The 18825-nt window shown below is 39.6% G+C and carries 17 protein-coding genes and 1 other annotated feature; of the genes, 13 read left to right on the plus strand and 4 right to left on the minus strand.

Annotation, left to right across the window (positions count from 1 at the left end; translation table 11 throughout):
• Nucleotides 1–131 precede the first annotated feature (131 nt).
• Nucleotides 132–716, plus strand: coding sequence for a xanthine phosphoribosyltransferase (locus KHA95_RS17235; protein ID WP_213138797.1), 585 nt, complete (start codon nt 132–134; stop codon nt 714–716).
• Nucleotides 716–2020 (plus strand): nucleobase:cation symporter-2 family protein, encoded by a 1305-nt coding sequence (locus KHA95_RS17240; protein ID WP_213138798.1) that lies wholly within the window; start codon nt 716–718, stop codon nt 2018–2020. Before KHA95_RS17235 ends, KHA95_RS17240 begins: the two co-directional genes overlap by 1 nt.
• A 43-nt stretch (nt 2021–2063) precedes the next feature.
• On the opposite strand, the gene KHA95_RS17245 is transcribed toward KHA95_RS17240, so the two are convergent.
• Nucleotides 2064–3152, minus strand: a complete 1089-nt coding sequence (locus KHA95_RS17245) for a bifunctional 3-deoxy-7-phosphoheptulonate synthase/chorismate mutase (RefSeq protein WP_213138799.1) — start codon at nt 3150–3152, stop codon at nt 2064–2066.
• A gap of 574 nt (nt 3153–3726) precedes the next feature.
• Nucleotides 3727–3959: a binding site (T-box leader), on the plus strand.
• A 53-nt stretch (nt 3960–4012) separates the two neighbouring features.
• Here KHA95_RS17245 and aroC point away from each other — a divergent pair.
• The 10 genes from aroC (at nt 4013) to KHA95_RS17295 (ending at nt 16649) form a co-directional block, all read left to right on the plus strand.
• Nucleotides 4013–5185 carry a chorismate synthase gene (gene aroC / locus KHA95_RS17250; protein ID WP_213138800.1) on the plus strand — a complete coding sequence of 391 codons (1173 nt, stop codon included), beginning with the start codon at nt 4013–4015 and terminating at the stop codon, nt 5183–5185.
• A gap of 175 nt (nt 5186–5360) precedes the next feature.
• Entirely contained in the window at nt 5361–6437 is a 1077-nt protein-coding gene (hisC, locus tag KHA95_RS17255; RefSeq protein ID WP_213138999.1) for a histidinol-phosphate transaminase, read from the plus strand.
• Between the two features lie 20 nt (nt 6438–6457).
• Nucleotides 6458–7564 carry a prephenate dehydrogenase gene (locus tag KHA95_RS17260; RefSeq protein WP_213138801.1) on the plus strand — a complete coding sequence of 369 codons (1107 nt, stop codon included), beginning with the start codon at nt 6458–6460 and terminating at the stop codon, nt 7562–7564.
• Between the two features lie 12 nt (nt 7565–7576).
• Nucleotides 7577–8872: a 3-phosphoshikimate 1-carboxyvinyltransferase gene (aroA, locus tag KHA95_RS17265; protein ID WP_213138802.1), complete on the plus strand. Its 1296-nt coding sequence runs from the start codon at nt 7577–7579 to the stop codon at nt 8870–8872.
• Nucleotides 8873–8950: 78 nt separating this feature from the next.
• Nucleotides 8951–10024, plus strand: coding sequence for a type III polyketide synthase (locus KHA95_RS17270; RefSeq protein WP_213138803.1), 1074 nt, complete (start codon nt 8951–8953; stop codon nt 10022–10024).
• Nucleotides 10025–10026: 2 nt separating this feature from the next.
• Nucleotides 10027–10545 carry an isoprenylcysteine carboxyl methyltransferase family protein gene (locus KHA95_RS17275; protein WP_349305498.1) on the plus strand — a complete coding sequence of 173 codons (519 nt, stop codon included), beginning with the start codon at nt 10027–10029 and terminating at the stop codon, nt 10543–10545.
• Nucleotides 10546–10685: 140 nt separating this feature from the next.
• Nucleotides 10686–14309, plus strand: coding sequence for a dynamin family protein (locus KHA95_RS17280; protein ID WP_213138805.1), 3624 nt, complete (start codon nt 10686–10688; stop codon nt 14307–14309).
• A gap of 2 nt (nt 14310–14311) precedes the next feature.
• Nucleotides 14312–15142: a sulfurtransferase gene (locus tag KHA95_RS17285; RefSeq protein ID WP_213138806.1), complete on the plus strand. Its 831-nt coding sequence runs from the start codon at nt 14312–14314 to the stop codon at nt 15140–15142.
• Between the two features lie 298 nt (nt 15143–15440).
• Nucleotides 15441–16355 (plus strand): 5'-3' exonuclease, encoded by a 915-nt coding sequence (locus KHA95_RS17290; RefSeq protein WP_213138807.1) that lies wholly within the window; start codon nt 15441–15443, stop codon nt 16353–16355.
• 15 nt (nt 16356–16370) lie between these two features.
• Nucleotides 16371–16649 carry a DUF6123 family protein gene (locus KHA95_RS17295; RefSeq protein WP_213138808.1) on the plus strand — a complete coding sequence of 93 codons (279 nt, stop codon included), beginning with the start codon at nt 16371–16373 and terminating at the stop codon, nt 16647–16649.
• A gap of 359 nt (nt 16650–17008) precedes the next feature.
• Here the strand turns inward: KHA95_RS17295 and KHA95_RS22980 are convergent, their stop codons facing one another.
• Genes KHA95_RS22980 through KHA95_RS17305 form a run of 3 tightly spaced genes read right to left on the minus strand, consistent with a single transcriptional unit; the run spans nt 17009 to nt 17864 of the window.
• Nucleotides 17009–17209, minus strand: coding sequence for a hypothetical protein (locus tag KHA95_RS22980; protein ID WP_249317030.1), 201 nt, complete (start codon nt 17207–17209; stop codon nt 17009–17011).
• Nucleotides 17210–17226: 17 nt separating this feature from the next.
• On the minus strand, nt 17227–17421 hold the full coding sequence (locus KHA95_RS22985; protein WP_249317032.1) for a hypothetical protein: 195 nt from the start codon (nt 17419–17421) through the stop codon (nt 17227–17229).
• A gap of 56 nt (nt 17422–17477) precedes the next feature.
• Nucleotides 17478–17864, minus strand: coding sequence for a reverse transcriptase-like protein (locus KHA95_RS17305; RefSeq protein ID WP_213138809.1), 387 nt, complete (start codon nt 17862–17864; stop codon nt 17478–17480).
• A gap of 284 nt (nt 17865–18148) precedes the next feature.
• Between KHA95_RS17305 and KHA95_RS17310 the strand changes: the two genes are divergently transcribed.
• A complete protein-coding gene (locus KHA95_RS17310) occupies nt 18149–18808 on the plus strand; it encodes a reverse transcriptase-like protein (RefSeq protein WP_213138810.1) in 660 nt (219 codons plus the stop codon).
• Nucleotides 18809–18825 lie beyond the last annotated feature (17 nt).

Here is an 18825-nt window from a genome sequence, read left to right on the forward strand (position 1 = left end):
TTCGTTTACAACCTTTTTCTTTCGAATATAAGCTCGAAGGACATTGCTCCACTCATTTTTATGTTTGGATGCCATCGCCTTTGGGCTTTTTTTATTGCTCTTTGGCAAATATTTGAAAGGGGAAAAAAATAGTGAAATTATTAAAGGACAAAATCATTAAGGAAGGCTCTGTACTTTCAGATACGGTTTTAAAGGTGGATTCCTTTTTAAATCATCAGTTGGACCCAGAGCTTATGAAAGCGGCGGGAGAAGAATTTGCAGCAAGATTTGCCAATGCTGGCATAACAAAAATCTTGTCAATCGAGTCATCTGGTATTGCTCCAGCTCTAATGACTGGATTAACGCTTGGCGTTCCCGTTGTTTTTGCTCGTAAACGAAAATCATTAACTTTAAAAAATAATATGTATGTCGCACAGGTTCATTCTTTTACAAAGAATGAAACGAATGAAATCTGTGTGTCAAAAGATTTTATAAGCGAAGAGGATCGAATTCTGATCATTGACGACTTTTTAGCGAATGGACAAGCTGTGCTTGGCTTACTCGATATGATCGAACAAGCAAATGCTAGCTGTGTTGGTGCAGGTATTGTCATTGAAAAAGGCTTCCAAGATGGTGGAAGCTTGCTGAGAAATAAAGGACTGAATGTAGAATCCCTTGCCATTATTAAATCCCTTGAAGGTGGAATCGTTACTTTTATTGAGGAGGATGTTAAGTAATGAAGAAGCAGCTCCGTTTATCGGCCCTCGGCATGCAGCATGTATTAGCGATGTATGCGGGGGCAGTGATCGTTCCCCTCATTGTTGGAGGTGCGCTTGGTCTTACTGTTGAACAGCTCACCTATCTAGTTTCAATTGATATATTAATGTGTGGAGTTGCTACCATTCTTCAAGTAATGAGTAATCGTTTCTTTGGAATTGGGCTCCCTGTTGTTCTTGGTTGTACATTTACAGCAGTTGGACCGATGATTGCCATTGGAGGAGAATATGGAATCTCAGCCATTTATGGTTCAATTCTCGTTTCTGGACTATTCGTTGTGTTAATTAGTCAGTTTTTTGGCAAATTAGTTCGCTTTTTTCCACCAGTTGTAACAGGTTCAGTAGTAACGATAATTGGGATTACACTTATACCTGTCGCGATCAACAATATGGGTGGAGGAAGTGGAGCAGCTGATTTTGGATCAATGAAAAATATCAGTCTCGCATTTGGGACATTAATATTTATTATATTACTATATCGTTTTTCTACTGGTTTTATAAAAGCAATTTCAATATTATTAGGTTTATTAGTAGGGACGATTGTTGCCGCTTTTGCTGGAATGGTGAATTTCAGCCCAGTTCTAGATGCATCATGGTTTCATCTCGTTAAACCATTTTACTTCGGAACACCAACATTTCATTGGTCTGCCATTTTAACGATGATTCTTGTTGCGATGGTCAGCCTTGTTGAATCCACTGGTGTTTATTTTGCACTCGGTGATATTTGTAAACGTGATTTATCAGAAGAAGATCTTTCGAAAGGTTATCGGGCAGAGGGGCTTGCGATTTTATTTGGCGGTTTTTTCAATGCTTTCCCTTATACAACATTTTCACAGAATGTCGGTCTTATTCAAATGTCCGGTGTAAAATCTAGGAATGTTATCTTTATTACAGGTGGAATGCTGATTACGCTTGGTTTTATTCCAAAGATCGGGGCAATTACAACGATTATCCCGAATTCCGTTTTAGGAGGCGCGATGGTTGCCATGTTTGGCATGGTCATCTCACAAGGAATAAAAATGCTAAGTAAGGTCATTTCAGATTCACAAGAAAACGCGATGATTATTGCATGTTCAATCGGAATCGGGTTAGGTGTAACGGTTGTTCCAGATCTTTTTGCACAGTTGCCGAATAGTATGCAAATATTAACAAGCAACGGAATTGTAGCTGGAAGTATGACGGCAATAATTTTAAATATTGTTTTTAATATGTTACCGTCGAAAAAAACAAAAACGGTTTTAGTAGCCGATAAAAAGGCAGTTTAAAATTAAAAGAAGCGGACTCAATTTGAGTCCGCTTCTTGCATTATTAAATATTTACTGGTGCTTTTTTGAGTGTTTTTGCGAAATCTTTTAATTCTTCAATGTATGCATTGAACTCATCAATGTTCATTTGTTGAGCTGAATCAGATAATGCAACGGCTGGATCAGGATGAACCTCAGCCATAACAACGTCTGCTCCAATCGCAAGCGCTGCTTTTGAAGATGGAAGAAGTAAATCTTTGCGTCCTGTTGAATGCGTAACATCAACAACAACAGGCAAATGTGTTTCTTTCTTCAAAATAGGAACAGCTGAAATATCTAATGTATTTCTTGTTGCTCTTTCGTACGTACGAATACCTCTTTCACAAAGAATGATTTGATCGTTTCCTTGCGCGATAATGTATTCAGCAGCATAGATGAATTCTTCAATTGTTGCCGAAAGTCCACGTTTTAAGAGAACAGGCTTGCGCACAGCTCCCGCTTCTTTTAGCAATTCGAAGTTATGCATGTTTCTTGCTCCGATTTGAATGACATCAACGTATTTCAATGCCATTTCCATATGATTTGGATGAAGGATTTCACTAATCACTGCCAAACCTTCTTCATCCGCAACTTGACGCAAGATTTTTAAGCCATCTTCGCCAAGACCTTGGAAATCGTATGGTGATGAACGTGGTTTAAACGCTCCGCCGCGCAGTAATTTCAATCCTTGTTTTTTCATTGCTTGAGCAACTGATTTTACTTGCTCATAACTTTCAACCGCACAAGGCCCCATGATGAAATGAGCGTTTCCATCACCAATATTCTCACCAAGTATAGAAACGATTGTATCTTCAGGCTTTTTCTTTCTTGATACGAGTAAAGCCTTTCTGTTATCGTCTTCTTGAAGCTCTAAGCTTGCTTGGAAAATTTGTTTGAATACGTGTTGGACCGTCGACGTATCGAATGGGCCTTCGTTATGTTCAGCTAATAAATTTAATAATTTTCTTTCTTGAACAGGGTCAAAACGCTTAGTGCCCTGCATTTCTTTTAATTTACCGATTTCTTGTGCAATCCGGCCTCGTTCGTTTAATAATTCTAACATTTGTAACGTCGTTTTCTCAATTTTTGAACGCAATACCTCTAGTTCTGACAACGATAAGCCCTCCTTATAATTTTCGAATGGTTCACAGCGAAACTCTGTAATAATTCAGAGTTTTCTCACTTTAAGACTTCAACGCTGTAAAGTGTGTGTGTGATTATTTTTGTTGATAGTTCAATACATTAGACCTTAAATGCAAAGCTGTCAAGAGGTTAAAAGAAAGTATTTTTCTTTTTCATTATTTTACATGAAATCATGTAAAGTGTGACAAAATGGTGAAGAATGAATATATAAAGTAAAAGCTAATGACAACATGATAAAATGATTGAAATTGTCTTTTTTGAAAGTAAAGAATATATAATTTTTATTGTTTTCATTTCAAAAATCAGACTTCCGTGTCTAGCTCTAAGCGACTAACGAACTTCACTCTTCTTCCTACGATAAGTCAACATCGGCTCTTTCGCCGTGTATACTTTAAGGAACGTCGACGCACCAACATCCTGTTGGGCAGTTTGTACGTCACTAGACAAGCCCCTTGCGCTTTTATTATAAAATCTTTTAGAAAATAACGAAATATCACTTTACAATTTCGTTCGCTTATGATAAAAATTAAATCTAAATAGCCAATAAAAAAGCAAAGACAGGGCACAGTAGCATTCCTATCATTGTAAAGTCAGAGAGCTGGTGGATGGTGAAAATCAGCACAGATTTGAATGTGAATTACTCCCTCGAGCTTCTTTTTAGAACGTTTAGCCACTTGCTAAATCAGTAAAAAAAGACGGTAGAGCCGTTATCCATTTGATGAGAGGTGGACGTATGTCCACAATTAGGGTGGTACCGCGATATTTAATCGTCCCTGCTAAATGCAGGGGCGATTTTTGTATTTTAAGGAAAAGATGACTGGAGGAATAATGATGAGATATTTAACAGCAGGCGAGTCACATGGACCGCAATTAACAACGATTATTGAAGGGGTGCCAGCGGGTTTATATTTAACAGCAGAAATGATTAATGATGAGCTGGCAAGAAGACAAAAAGGGTATGGCCGTGGCCGAAGAATGCAAATTGAAAAAGATGAGGTTGAAATTTTAAGCGGTGTAAGACATGGCTATACACTTGGGGGACCAATTACACTTGTTGTTCAAAATAATGATTTTAAACATTGGACAAAAATTATGGGAGCAGCCCCAATTAGTGAAGAAGAGCGTGAAGAAGTAAAAAGACAATTAACGAGACCGCGTCCAGGCCATGCAGATTTAAATGGCGCATTAAAATACGGACACCGTGATATGAGAAACGTTTTGGAAAGATCTTCAGCTCGAGAAACGACAGTGAGAGTAGCAGCAGGGGCGGTTGCGAAAGTCATTTTACGTGAGCTTGGTGTTCACATCGGTGGTCATGTATTGGAGATTGGTGGAGTGAAAGCGAAAAGATTGCCATATGATTCGATTAAGTCATTGCAAGAAATCACGGAAGCCTCTCCGGTTCGTTGCCTTGATGAGGAAGCGGGAGAAAAAATGATGAGGGCAATTGATGAAGCAAAGGAGAACGGCGATTCAATCGGCGGGATTGTGGAAGTGATCGCAGAAGGAATGCCGATTGGTGTCGGCAGCTATGTTCATTATGATCGAAAGCTGGAAGCAAAGCTTGGTGGCGCAATGATGAGCATTAATGCATTTAAAGGTGCGGAAATCGGAATCGGGTTTGAAGCGGCTGAGAAGCCAGGAAGCCAAGTTCACGATGAAATTACTTGGGATGAGCAAAATGGTTATTCGCGCAGGTCGAATAATGCAGGTGGCTTTGAAGGTGGAATGACGACGGGAATGCCAATCGTCATTAGAGGGGTCATGAAACCAATTCCAACTTTATATAAACCACTTGAAAGTGTTGACATCGATACAAAAGAACCTTTCAAAGCAAGCATAGAACGCTCTGATAGCTGTGCAGTGCCAGCAGCAAGTGTCGTTGCCGAATCAGTGATCGCATGGGAGCTTGCCGTAGCATTACTAGATCAATTTGGCCGTGATCGTATGGATGCGATCAAAGAAAACATACAGAGGCATAAAGAATATTCATTGCAATTTTAACTCGAATTAGCGGAAGTCACTCACTTTGATAAGTGGCAGGTTGAATGCTGTATCACAATTTAAATCTTTTTGTACCTTGCTGTCGGTACAAAAAGATTTGCTGATTCAAGTTAAACCTCCGTTGGATATCATGCAACTTAGCCTTTAAAGAAAATATGAATGAAAGTGGGAACCGATTATGATCAAAAAGCAGCTTCAAACATTAACGGCATATGCTCCAGGAAAAACGACCGATGAAGTGAAGCAACAATATGGTTTAGAAAAAATCGTCAAATTAGCTTCGAACGAAAATCCATACGGAAGCTCACCACATGTTCTTAAGGCGATTACAAATATTGAAGACTTTGCTATCTATCCTGACGGTGCAGCTTCAAAATTACGAGCAAAGGTCGCAAAACATGTTCAAGTGGCTGAAAATCAGCTTATCTTTTCAAGTGGATTAGATGAACTGATTCAAATTTTAAGCAGAGCGATTTTATCGCCTGAAACGAATACGGTAATGGCACAAGGTACATTTCCGCAATACAAGCATCATGCTGTAATTGAAAATGCCGAAATTCGTGAAGTGCCTTTAAAAGATGGCTGCCATGATTTAGAAGGTATGTTAGCAGCAGTTGATAAGCGGACGAAAATCGTCTGGATTTGTAATCCGAATAATCCAACGGGCACATATGTAAATAAAGATGAACTTGATCAATTTTTAGCGCGTGTTCCAGCTGATGTGCTTGTCGTTTTAGATGAAGCATATTACGAATATGCGACAGCGGAAGATTACCCGCAAACGATTCCGCTCGTTGCTCAATATGATAACTTAATGGTTTTGCGAACATTTTCTAAAGCATACGGACTGGCCGCATTTAGAATTGGTTATGGTGTCGGCGCAGCAAGCTTGATTCAGCAATTAGAAGTAGCGAGGCTGCCATTTAATACATCTGTCCTCGCACAAGAAGCGGCAATTGCCGGACTGGATGATCTTGAATTTGTGCAAACAAGCGTTGAGCGCAATGCGACCGAGAGAGAAAAATTTTATCAGTTTTTTGATAAGCATGGTATTTCTTATTATCAGTCATTAGGAAATTTTATTTTTATAAACATTCCAGGAAAAACAAGTGGAGAAGTATTTCAATATTTGCTTGAAAGAGGCTTCATCGTTCGCCCATTTCCTACCGGTATCCGAATTACAGTCGGTGCGGAGAAAGATAATGATGAATTAAAGCAATTATTGAAAGAGATGCTTGTTGTAAAAGTTTAACAAGGATAGGCAGTGACAAGATGGAAGAAAGAAAGCACATACTTTTAATTGGAGTCGGTCTGATCGGCGGCTCCGTTGCACTGGCAATTAAAAAAGAACATGATGTCAACATTACAGGCTTTGATGTTAATGAGGAGAACTGTAAGTTGGCGGAAAAAATGAATATTATCGATCGTTATACAGAGTCTATTGAACAAGAAGCAGGCAATGCAGATTTGATCATACTAGCTTGTCCTGTTGAAAAGGCAGAGCGGATATTATCAACGCTAGAAAATCTTACGTTGAAAAAAAATGTAATTATTACGGATGTATGTAGTACAAAAAGCCGTTTAATGGAAAAAGCAGAAGCACTTTTTAATGGAAACGCGGCGTTTATTGGCGGACATCCAATGGCTGGGTCCCACAAAGTTGGGCCTGGCAGTGCGAAAGCTCATTTATTTGAAAATGCCTTCTATGTATTAACTCCATCGAAACAAGCAAGACCTGAAGCAGTTGCTGAATTAAAAGAATGGTTGAGAGGGACGAAGGCAAACTTCATTATAATGGATGCACAAGAGCATGATTTAGTCACTGGAGTTGTCAGTCACTTCCCGCATGTCATTGCAGCAAGCTTGGTACGACACGTCCAGTCCTATTCAGAGAAAAATGAGCATGTGAACTTCCTTGCTGCTGGTGGCTTCCGGGATATTACGCGAATCGCTTCGAGCAGCCCAGAAATGTGGCGTGATATCGTTCGCCACAATCAACCAATGCTATTATCATTAATTGATGAATGGATGAAGGAGATGGATCAAGTTCGCGGGCTCATTCATGAAGGGAATAGCGAGCATTTATATGATTATTTCTCTGGAGCAAAAAAATTCCGCGATTCCTTACCAGTAAGAGCGCGAGGGGCGATTACAGCATTTTATGATTTATATGTAGATGTGCTCGATAAACCAGGTGTCATTTCAAGTGTGACATCGTTACTTGCAGAGGAAAACATTAGTATTACAAATATCCGAATTATTGAGGCGCGTGAAGATGTGTATGGTGTCTTGCGGCTTAGCTTTCAAACATTAGAGGACATGGAGAAAGCAAGGATCAGTCTAGAAGCAAGGGGATATGAGACATATATTAGTATGTAGGGAGTGAAAAAGATGGCGAAAGTAGTGACAGAAGAACGTACACAATTACAAGGGGTTATACGTGTACCGGGAGATAAATCGATCTCGCATCGTGCGGTTATGTTCGGGTCGATTGCCCAAGGAAAAACGATCGTAAAAGGATTGCTGACAGGGGACGATTGTTTAAATACGATTGCCTGTTTTCGTAAATTAGGCGTGAACATTCTTCAAGATGGTGATTATGTAGAAATTGATGGTCAAGGTCTAGAAGGATTGAAGGAGCCTGAACATATTTTAGATGTTGGAAATTCAGGAACGACGATCCGCTTATTATTAGGCATTCTAGCTAATCTTCCGTTTCATACAAATGTTATTGGTGACGAATCAATTGCGAAACGCCCGATGGATCGCGTAACTGTGCCGTTAAAACAAATGGGCGCCAAAATTGATGGAAGATCAAACGGATCATTTACACCATTAAGTATACGCGGCGGCGGCATACAGGGGATTGATTATCAATCACCAGTCGCAAGTGCGCAAGTGAAATCAGCCGTCCTGCTTGCGGGATTACAAGCAGAAGGTGAAACATCTGTGACAGAACCAGAGGCATCAAGAGATCATACGGAACGGATGTTAAGAGCTTTTGGAGTTGAGGTGAATGAGGATGGCTTGAAGAAATCACTTAAAGGAAAACAAAAGCTTGTCGCAACTGAAATAAATGTACCAGGTGATATTTCATCCGCTGCCTTCTTTTTAGTTGCCGGAGCGATTTTGCCAAATAGTCAAATCACGCTGCAAAATGTTGGGATGAACCCAACGCGAACGGGAATTATTGATGTGCTTCAACAAATGGGAGCGGATTTGACAATTGAAAACGTAAATGAAGAAGCTGTTGAGCCATCTGCGGATATTACTGTCCGTACGTCAAATTTGCAAGCAGTCGAAATTAGTGGGGAAATCATTCCGCGACTCATTGATGAAATTCCGATCCTAGCGCTTGCCGCTACGCAAGCAGAAGGGGTAACGATTATAAAAGATGCTGCCGAACTAAAAGTAAAGGAAACGAATCGAATTGATGCCGTTGTTGAAGAACTGAAAAAAATGGGAGCGAACATTGAAGCGACAGAAGATGGGATGAAGATTTATGGAAAGTCTTCACTGCATGCCGCGAGCGATGTTGACAGTCGTGGCGATCATCGAATCGGCATGATGCTCGCGATCGCTGCTTGTCTAGCACAAGGTGAGACAGAAATTGCCAATAGCGAAGCAATCTCGATTTCGTATCCAAACTTTTTTCAGCAATTGGAACAATTAAAGAAAAATAGTTAAAAATGAAGCGATTAGGGTATCCTGATAAGGTTAATATTGCTATAAACTAAGCCGATGACATTGAAAGGGGCGAACCATATGCCGCGAATTATTTCGGTAGGTACTGGAATTCCATCATTTGCGATTTCACAGCAAGAAACGATGGAATTAACGAAGCAATTATTTTCCGATTCGATCAAGGACCTTGATCGCTTATTACATGTTTTTCATAATGGTGACATAGTGAAGCGTCATTTTGTCAAAAGCATTGACTGGTATAAAGAGGATCATTCCTTTTCTGAAAAAAATACAGCGTTTATTCGTGAGGCTGAAACACTTGCGATTGAAGCCATTCAACAATGTATGAATGCGGCCGATCTTAAGTTTGCCTACAATGAAATTGATGCGATTTTTATGGTTACGACGACAGGCATTGCGACACCGAGTCTTGATGCCCGAATAATGAACCAATTGCCTTTTTCTCCGCATATGAAAAGAGTGCCGATTTGGGGGCTTGGTTGTGCAGGAGGAGCTGCTGGTTTATCAAGAGCGTATGAATATTGCTTAGCATATCCGGGTGCGAAAGTATTGCTAGTTGCCGTGGAATTATGCAGCTTAACCTTTCAAAAGGATGATATAAGCAAAAGTAATTTAATTGGTGCATCATTGTTTGCAGATGGGGCAGCTGCTGTTCTTATTACTGGTGATGAGGTTCATCGAATGAATTGCTCACAGCCATTGCCGAAAATCATCGCCACTCAATCGACATTAATGCCTGACTCACTTAATGTAATGGGCTGGGATATAAAAGATCACGGTTTGTACGTCGTGTTTTCTAAAAGCATACCCTCGATTGTTGAAAAATGGCTAGAACCGAATGTCCAGCAATTTTTAACAAGCAACGGGATTGATAAAGAAGATATTGCTCATTTTGTCGCACATCCGGGCGGAAAGAAAGTGATCGCTGCCTATGAAAAGGCTTTGCGGTTAGATCCGGAAAAATCCAAGCACTCCCGGACCATATTAAATGAATATGGAAATATGTCATCCGTCACCGTCCTATTTGTATTACAAAAATTTTTGGAAGAACAAATCAATGTAGGTGATTATGGCTTGATCACCGCGCTTGGACCAGGATTTAGCTCAGAGCTTCTTCTATTGCGGTGGTCATAATGATGTTTACTTTCTTTGTTTTATTCATTATGGCTCAACGCTTCATTGAGCTAAGGATAGCTAAAAGCAATGAACGATGGATGAAGAAGCAAGGTGGGATAGAATATGGAATTAAGCATTATCCATATATGGTATTGCTCCATCTCTGTTTTTTTCTTTCTTTAATCGCGGAAGTTTTCTATTTTCACCGAATGTGGAGTCCATACTGGATGATCTTATTACTAATTTTTATTATTACTCAGTGTATAAGAATATGGGTGATCACGACACTCGGTAAATATTGGAATACAAAAATTATCGTCCTTCCCGGTGCTCATATTGTAAAAACAGGCCCATTTAAATATGTAAAACACCCAAATTATATTATCGTTACGATCGAATTACTCGTTATCCCGCTCCTATGTCAGGCATACATAACAGCGATTATTTTTTTTCTTTTAAATCAGTGGATTCTTGCTGTTAGAATTGCTGCGGAAGAAAAAGCATTGCGGGAACATACGAATTATGGGGAACAGTTTTGATGAAGAAAGAGTATTGCGCAAATGCAATATTCTTTTTTTATTTTTGGAAATGAGCGTATATCAAAAAACTGAATAATTAGGTAGAATAGAAGGAAGATAGAACTACCCGAAATGTTGAATGATAAGGAGCCGTTTACAGCATGCTGAAACAAGTGGAAGTTGATTTAAAGAACAGACAGCTTCAAAAAACAGTTACATTGTTAGAGCGATTTTTATTACATGGTGATCTGGAACGAGCAGATAAAGCAAAAAAACTGATTAAAAAAATACACGATCATGAATTCATCACCGCCTTTTGCGGACATTTCTCTGCGGGTAAATCAACAATGATCAATGCGTTAATCGGGGGTCAAGTGTTGCCGTCTAGCCCAATTCCGACGAGTGCGAATCTCGTTAACGTTCACCGCTCAGATGAAGATTATGCGAAAATCTATTATCAAACAGAAAAACCTTTACTTTTTAAAGGTGCTTATGATTTTGAAACGGTGAAGGATTTTTGTAAAAACGGTGATGTCGTTGAGGTGGAGATTGGTAAGATTGATACATTGCTTCCAGACGGGGTTACGGTAATGGATACGCCTGGGGTTGATTCGACTGACGATGCCCATCGAATTTCAACGGAATCTGCCCTTCATTTAGCAGATCTTGTTTTTTATGTGATGGATTATAATCATGTTCAATCTGAACTTAATTTCATGTATACGAAAAATTTACTCAAACATGGGGTTAAGCTTTATTTAATTATTAATCAAATTGATAAGCATAATGAGGCAGAGCTTTCGTTTTCTGAGTTTAAACAGTCTGTGTATGAATCATTTGCCTCATGGAATGTCCAACCAGAGGGGATGTTTTTTACATCATTAAAAGCGCCTGATCATCCAGAAAACGAGTTTGAAGCGGTGAAGCAGTTAATTGATGACGCCTTACGTTATCACGATCAATGGCTGAACAATACGATTGATGCGGCTTTTGATCGAATGGAAGAGGAACATCGAAACTGGCTAGATGAGCAAAAAGCAGAAGCGATTGCTCCGTATGACCATATTTTAGCTTCCTATTCAGAAGAGGAGCTTGCTTGCATATTTGAAAAAGAAACAGAATTGCGAAATGAATTTGAAAATTATTCAAATAAAGCGAATGATCTGGAAAATCAATTTGAATTAGAGCGTGCGCAATTATTGAAAAATGCTTATTTAATGCCAGCTGAAACACGGGAGTTAGCGGAGCAATTTTTGCTTGCGGCCCAAGCGGATTTCAAAGTAGGACTTTTATTTAGCAAAAAGAAGACAGAAGCTGAAAGAAGCAGCCGTTTACAAAGCTTTGCTGCAAGTGTGCGCAAACAGATTGAATCACAGCTCGAATGGCATATGCGGCAAATGGCTGCGCAATTTCTTGTGCAAGCACAGCTTGCCGATGATGATTTACAAGTAGCCGCCCAGCAATTATCAGTTCCATTTCCAGATCAACGTTTCACCGATCTCATTAAAAAAGGAGCAGGTGTAACCGGTCAATCGGTACTAAACTATTGTAATGATGTTGCCCATGATGTTAAAAAAGTGGCTGAAAAGGAAATCGATCGGTTGATTGAACGGATCATAAGTGTGATCAATGAGCAAATAAAAGGAGATAAGGCAGCGCTTCAGAAAGAATTAAATGGTGTAACAAAGGCGACAGATGCGGTGAAGCAGATCGCTGAGATGGAAATATTTTACGAAAATAAGCAAGCGATGATGACGGAACAAACGGGTAATGAAGAAGAGACGCTTAATGAACTCCTTGATGAATGGAAACATGCTGAGAAAAATGTGCGGCTTTACTCGGAATCGCTTCACAAAAAGAGCGCGGTAGAACGAGAGATGCAATTGGCCGTAAAACAAGAGCAGGAAATTCAAACGGAGACAATTCCTATCAATGATGTCATTAGGAAACTAGATCATGCCGTAGCTTATTTGCGAAATGAACAAAGCTTCGAAAGAATGACAGCACAATTAATGCAAAGAGCGAAGCGTTTAAAAGAGAAAAATTATACGATTGCTTTATTTGGTGCTTTTAGTGCTGGAAAATCATCCTTTGCCAATGCTTTGTTAGGAGAAAATGTTCTGCCTGTTTCTCCGAATCCAACAACAGCAGCGATTAACCGGATTTGCCCGCCAAATGCAGGATATCGTCATGGAACTGCGAATGTCCGCTTAAAGACGGCAGAACAGATGGAAGAAGACATTCGGCAATCATTGCAAATGTTTGGCTTTGACTGTCATTCGCTAGCTGACGCATATGCGATCATTCCGAACGTATTAGCGACGGCAAATACAGAAGGTGCGGCCCATATTCATTTATCATTTTTAGCTGCGTTTCATCAGGGTTATGAGCAATTTCATCCGCAATTAGGAAATGCGATCAAGACGAACTTGGCAGACTTTCGCCAGTTTGTCGCTAATGAATCACAATCATGTTTTGTTGAAACGATTGATCTATATTATGATTGCTCATTTACAAAACAAGGAATCACGCTCGTAGACACACCAGGAGCCGATTCAATCAATGCCCGCCATACAGGCGTCGCCTTTGACTATATTAAAAATTCTGATGCGATTCTTTTCGTGACGTATTATAACCATGCCTTTTCAAAAGCGGATCGTGAATTTTTAATTCAATTAGGGCGTGTAAAAGACGCGTTTGAATTAGATAAAATGTTCTTTATTGTCAATGCCATTGATTTGGCCCATTCGAATGCAGAGGTTGACGAAGTGTTGCATTATGTAGAAGACCAGCTTAATGAATACGGTATTCGTTTTCCGCGCATATTTGGTGTTTCTAGCAAGCTTGCCCAGCAATCCGAAGGAAGAGAAGCATCAAATATTGGTCAATTCGAGCAAGCCTTTCATCATTTCTTGGAGGCAGATTTGCAGAAAATGGCTGTTCAAGCTGCCGAAGCTTCGTTTCACAGGGCTGTTTCAATGCTTGAGCAATTAATCGCAACAGCGAGCGAAAATGAACATGAGAAAGAAAGAAGAAAAGCAGAATTAATAGATACGCGCGAGCGGGTAAAAGCATGGTTACTAGAAGCTCAGCTAGGAACATTAACCGAGCGGATGACTCAGGAAATAGAGGAGCTTTTATATTATGTGAAGCAAAGAGTATTTTACCGATTCCCAGATTTCTTTAAAGAGGCATTTAACCCGGCATTGCTTACGAGTAACCAACGCCATTTATTAAAAAAGGCATTAGAGGAATTGCTTGCATCGACTAGCTATGATTTTGTCCAGGAAATGAGAGCAACTTCACTTCGAGTCGAGCGCTTCATAAGCAAACGTTTAGCTGAACGCTTTCAATTGATGGAACGGGAATTGCAATCATTACAAGCAGAACTTTCACTTTCCGCATTTGAATGGGAAAGCAATGCAACATTGCCATTTCACGCTCCATTTTCAGAAAACGATCAAAAGCAATTAGAAAGTACATTCAAATATTTTAAAAATCCGAAAGCTTTCTTTGAAAAAAATGAAAAGAAGCGGATGGAAGAAGCACTGCAACTATCATTGAGCCCATTAGCGGATATGTATATTGAAAACGAACTGGAACATTTCAAAACCCATTTTGGTGATTTGCTTGAACAACGTTTTGCGGAAATGCTCGCATCGATTCAAACCGATGTAGAAGATCAATATAACGTAATGCTGGCGGCATTTGATCACTCCGATAAACTGGATGATTGGGTAAGAATTCGCGACGGGTTAATTGAATTGGGTAATAAGGGGGAGTAAAGATGCAATTTATTAAATCGAGCGAATGGCTAGTAAACAACATAACAAGCAAAGAGATCAGAGTTGTTGATTGTCGATATGCATTGGATAATCCTTTGTATGGGAAACATGCTTATGAAGCAGAGCATATTCCAGGATCTGTTTATTTTGATCTTGGCGAGGATCTTTCTGGACCGGTCGAAGCACATGGGGGAAGGCACCCCTTACCAAATATGGACGTTTTTCGAGAGCAACTTGAACTTGCAGCCATAAATGAGGAAGTAACTGTGATCGCGTACGATGATGGCGAAGGGGCATTTGCTTCCCGTTTCTGGTGGATGCTGCGATATAGCGGCCATCGATCTGTCTACGTATTAGATGGAGGATTTACTGAATGGAAACAGGCGGGTTATTCGACGGCGAAAGAGATACCAACATATGAACGGACGACATTTCATATGGATAGACAAACACAAATGCTTGCAACGTATGAAGAAGTAAAAGAGAGCAGCGCGGATCAGCAAGCGATATTGCTAGATTCACGCGCACGCTCTCGCTATCTTGGGCTTGAGGAGCCGATTGATGCTAAACCTGGACATATTCCTAATGCGGTGAATAGAGAATGGACGGATGGCTTTGCGAATGGAAGATGGAAAGATAAGCAGGAACAAGAAAAACGCTTCAAAGATTTTAAGAAATCGGACGAAATCATCGTCTATTGCGGATCAGGAGTCACAGCCACACCGAACATTATTGCCTTGCTTGAAGCTGGATTTGAACATGTAAAACTATATGCCGGCAGCTATTCGGATTGGGTTTCTTATTCGGAAAATGAAGTCGAGTTAGGCGAATAGGAACGTTTTTTGCAGAGTCAAATGGCTCTGCTTTTCTTTGGGAAATAAGGAGTTAGAGGAAGAATGTCACAAATATGTTGTCATTTTCATACTATTTTTAGATTCGCTCGCCTCTCTGATTGCGGGATAGGTTTAAAACAAAGATTGAAATTTGATATTATAACTTGGGTAGAGATATTCATTGTACTACTTGGACTTTGGTATGGGATGAAATGTGAATATGATCCCTTATAGGTGAGCTGATTCTCTTATGCTATAATAGATAAAGTTGAACTAAAATAAGAGGTGTTCATAGAAAATGAAAAAACAACATTTATTATTGGTCGATGGCATGGCACTTCTGTTTCGTGCTTTTTTTGCAACATCGGTTCATAGGCAGTTTATGCTTAATCATAACGGGGTTCCAACGAATGCGGTTCAAGGCTATATGCGCCATTTGCTTACTGCACTTGAAAATGTGAATCCATCTCATGTGGCTGTTTGCTGGGATATGGGAAGTGAAACGTTCCGCACCGACCTTTACAGCGGCTATAAAGCGAATCGAGATGCTCCGCCGACAGAAATGATCCCTCAATTTGATATGGCAAAAGAGATCACTGACGCATTCGGCATCCCGAGTATCGGGATTGCAGGGTATGAAGCGGATGATTGCATTGGAACACTCTGTTCCCAATATAAAGATGCAATGAACATTACGGTGTTAACAGGGGATCGCGACTTATTGCAAATCGTAGATGAGCGTGTAAACGTGCTGCTGCTTCAAAAGGGAATTGGTAATTATCTTAACTATACGAAAGAGAGCTTTATTGAACAATATGACATTCAGCCCGCACAGCTCATTGATGTAAAAGCATTGATGGGGGATACGAGCGACGGCTATCCAGGTGTAAGAGGAATCGGCGAAAAAACGGCTTTACGATTGATTAAAACATATGAAAATATTGACATATTACTCGCTAACGTAACGAAATTAACGAAGTCACAACAACAGAAAATTGAAGAGGATCTTGACATGCTTCATCTTTCGCGACAATTGGCAGAGATTAAATGTGATGTTTCATTAGCGCTCGACATTTCACAAGCTTTGTTAAATGGACTTCCCAACAGCGCACAAGCATTTGTCGATGAGCACGGATTGAAAGTTGTTCGCAATCATCTTGTAAAAGCAAATTGGTTTGAGGAAACGAATCGATTAGTTGAAAGTGGTATTTAAAAGGGGCAGAGGTCATTGTACAACGCGCAAAAAAATCTTGGAACATTTCTTTTGCATCTCGATGATAAGGGCTTTAAGTTAAAGGAAGATGCCATTTCTTTTATTTATTTCGGAAAGCAATTGACAGGTTCGGATGATTACCTTGTTTCCATTGCGATCGAATTAACATTAAAAACACAAAAACGATTTGATGGGAGCTTCTACTTATCATTATTAGAAACCTTTATACGAAAAAACATTAAAACAAAAAAACAAGCGTATGATTTAGCCGATAAGTTGGGGATGCTAGCCTAACAAAGGACACGCAGTGGATCTTTTATAAAAACCTTTATCACATTGAATTCATATTAGTGTCACATATTTTAAGGGAGTGACTAAAAAGGATAGGTGAGCAGTAGAAATGATGCTCTATCTATCCTTTTTTGTACAACCCAATGTCTCATTACCACAAACATACAATGTTATTGTGCTAGCTCACCTGTCGGCTCAACAAAGTCATATAGCAAAAAATTCAAATCTTGGGCGGAATATATTAAAGCCAACTGCTTTCATTTTTGTTTGGTCGCTATTCCACCCAATTAGCAACATTAGGGTGATATTTGTTTCTATGTCTTTGCTTTGCCCAAGCCTTGCCTGGATAAATACTGCCCATTTTAAGTAACAGGTGAATCGTAGTTAATATCCTCCAATTGTATAAACTCTTTTTGGGGATAGGGAGATGTACCTTCCACGGTTAAATCTGTTGTTTGATCGATTTTTCCATGATGGATCGTGATTAAAAATGACTTATGAGTATCAGGTACTCCATAGATCACATTCCAATTTTTTCTTTTACCATTGCTTCCTATTGACATTCCAGGCTTATCCAAGTCTATATTAATTGCGCTTTTTTATCCCATTTCAAAGCGGATGGATAAGCCAATTGAATCGCTTGTTTTAATGACAATTCTTGGTGCTCAGATACTTCTAATGTACTCATAACTGATTTTATTGAACGAGCCGATACAACTTCGACTGTTCCAAAAAAAGTTAACAAAAGTAAAATAACAATGATTACTTTTTTCATTTATTCGCACCTTTTAGTTATATTCTTGTCCAACCTTATTAATTATCCTGCATCCTTTACTTTGTATGAATCGCCTGCCTTGCCAGTTCATCTGCTCGTTTATTTTGTTTGGAAGGAATCCATTTAATGAAAAATAATTCAAATTCATTTGCAAGTGTCAGCACTTGATCTAATAGGATACGATATTTTGGATTTTTTGCGAATTCTTTTTCTACTGCATGTACGACTGCTGTGGAATCAGAGCGAACAGAGACGATCGAATGTCCTTGTTCTCTACAAATTTCCAAGCTTTTAATTAATGCGGAAAATTCAGCTTCATGATTATTCATGATGCCAAGCGGAATCGAATAGGATGAAACATTGCCGGCGTGTTTGATAAAAATACCTGCCCCGCTTGGACCAGGATCGCCGGCGCTTGCACCATCAATATACACTTCAACCATAGGAAAACCTCTTTCAACGGTTAATTTTTATAGACAAAGGGAAATATCATATAATAAGAGGATGTTCAAAAAGTCCGGTAAAAATGACACGTCGAATTTCTTCGTTGGCTTGCTTTTCCGCTGCTCACGTATTAAAAGCATACGCTGTGCTGCTCAAAGCTACGCCGCCTCGAACTTCTTGGTCCTTTTTATCCTCCTTTTTGAACACGCACTATAAGATGGCAGAAGCCACCACTATTATAACGAGAGAAAACGAAAATGGGTATTGGGAGGTGCTAATCAAGATGAAGATGAAAGTAAAATTCGTATATAAAGGCCCGAAAACAGCCCATGTTCAAATGGAGTCAGAGTGGATTGAGGAAAAAGCGGTGGACATCTTACTGGCTGACATGCAAAAAACAGGCAGATGCAGTGAGATGATCATTGTGGATGAAATGGATCGGGAATGGACGAGAAAAGAATACGAGAAATTAAAACAAAAAAACGAGTTGGCTCCGCGCAATCCGAAGCTCTATTTTGATGGGGGCTTTGATTTGCAGACACGTGTATCCGGAATCGGGGTCGTCATTTATTATGAAAAAGGCGATGAAAGGTACCGTTATCGTTTCAATGCAAAGCTTGATGAGCTTGAGTCAAATAATGAAGCGGAATATGCGGCATTATATAATGGTCTTTTATTATTAGAAGAAATCGATATTCACCATATGCCATGTGTGATTCGTGGAGATTCACAAGGGGTGTTAATGCAGCTGGCAGGTGAGTGGCCATGCTATGAGCCTGCCTTAAATCGCTGGTTAGATCGAATGGAAGCAAAGATACAGGAATTAGGAATAAAACCGAGCTATGAAGTCATTTCAAGAAAAGAAAATAAGGAAGCAGATAAGCTTGCAAGCCAAGCTCTTGCGAATACAATAGTACAAAGCCATGCGAAAATCGATGAATAGTAGGCGGAAAGGTTGTA

It is taken from the genome of Bacillus sp. FJAT-50079 (assembly GCF_018343515.1).
Taxonomy (GTDB): Bacteria; Bacillota; Bacilli; order Bacillales; family Bacillaceae_C; genus Lederbergia.

Bases quoted from the DNA above. Each gene is read 5' to 3' on its own strand.
- KHA95_RS17285 (WP_213138806.1), top strand. From the start codon at position 14,312: ATGCAATTTATTAAATCGAGCGAATGGCTAGTAAACAACATAACAAGC.
- KHA95_RS17270 (WP_213138803.1), top strand. From the start codon at position 8,951: ATGCCGCGAATTATTTCGGTAGGTACTGGAATTCCATCATTTGCGATT.
- KHA95_RS22985 (WP_249317032.1), bottom strand. From the start codon at position 17,421: ATGAAAAAAGTAATCATTGTTATTTTACTTTTGTTAACTTTTTTTGGA.
- aroA (WP_213138802.1), top strand. From the start codon at position 7,577: ATGGCGAAAGTAGTGACAGAAGAACGTACACAATTACAAGGGGTTATA.
- KHA95_RS17260 (WP_213138801.1), top strand. From the start codon at position 6,458: ATGGAAGAAAGAAAGCACATACTTTTAATTGGAGTCGGTCTGATCGGC.
- KHA95_RS17240 (WP_213138798.1), top strand. From the start codon at position 716: ATGAAGAAGCAGCTCCGTTTATCGGCCCTCGGCATGCAGCATGTATTA.
- KHA95_RS17290 (WP_213138807.1), top strand. From the start codon at position 15,441: ATGAAAAAACAACATTTATTATTGGTCGATGGCATGGCACTTCTGTTT.
- KHA95_RS17280 (WP_213138805.1), top strand. From the start codon at position 10,686: ATGCTGAAACAAGTGGAAGTTGATTTAAAGAACAGACAGCTTCAAAAA.
- aroC (WP_213138800.1), top strand. From the start codon at position 4,013: ATGAGATATTTAACAGCAGGCGAGTCACATGGACCGCAATTAACAACG.
- KHA95_RS22980 (WP_249317030.1), bottom strand. From the start codon at position 17,209: ATGTCAATAGGAAGCAATGGTAAAAGAAAAAATTGGAATGTGATCTAT.
- KHA95_RS17310 (WP_213138810.1), top strand. From the start codon at position 18,149: ATGAAGATGAAAGTAAAATTCGTATATAAAGGCCCGAAAACAGCCCAT.
- KHA95_RS17305 (WP_213138809.1), bottom strand. From the start codon at position 17,864: ATGGTTGAAGTGTATATTGATGGTGCAAGCGCCGGCGATCCTGGTCCA.
- KHA95_RS17275 (WP_349305498.1), top strand. From the start codon at position 10,027: ATGTTTACTTTCTTTGTTTTATTCATTATGGCTCAACGCTTCATTGAG.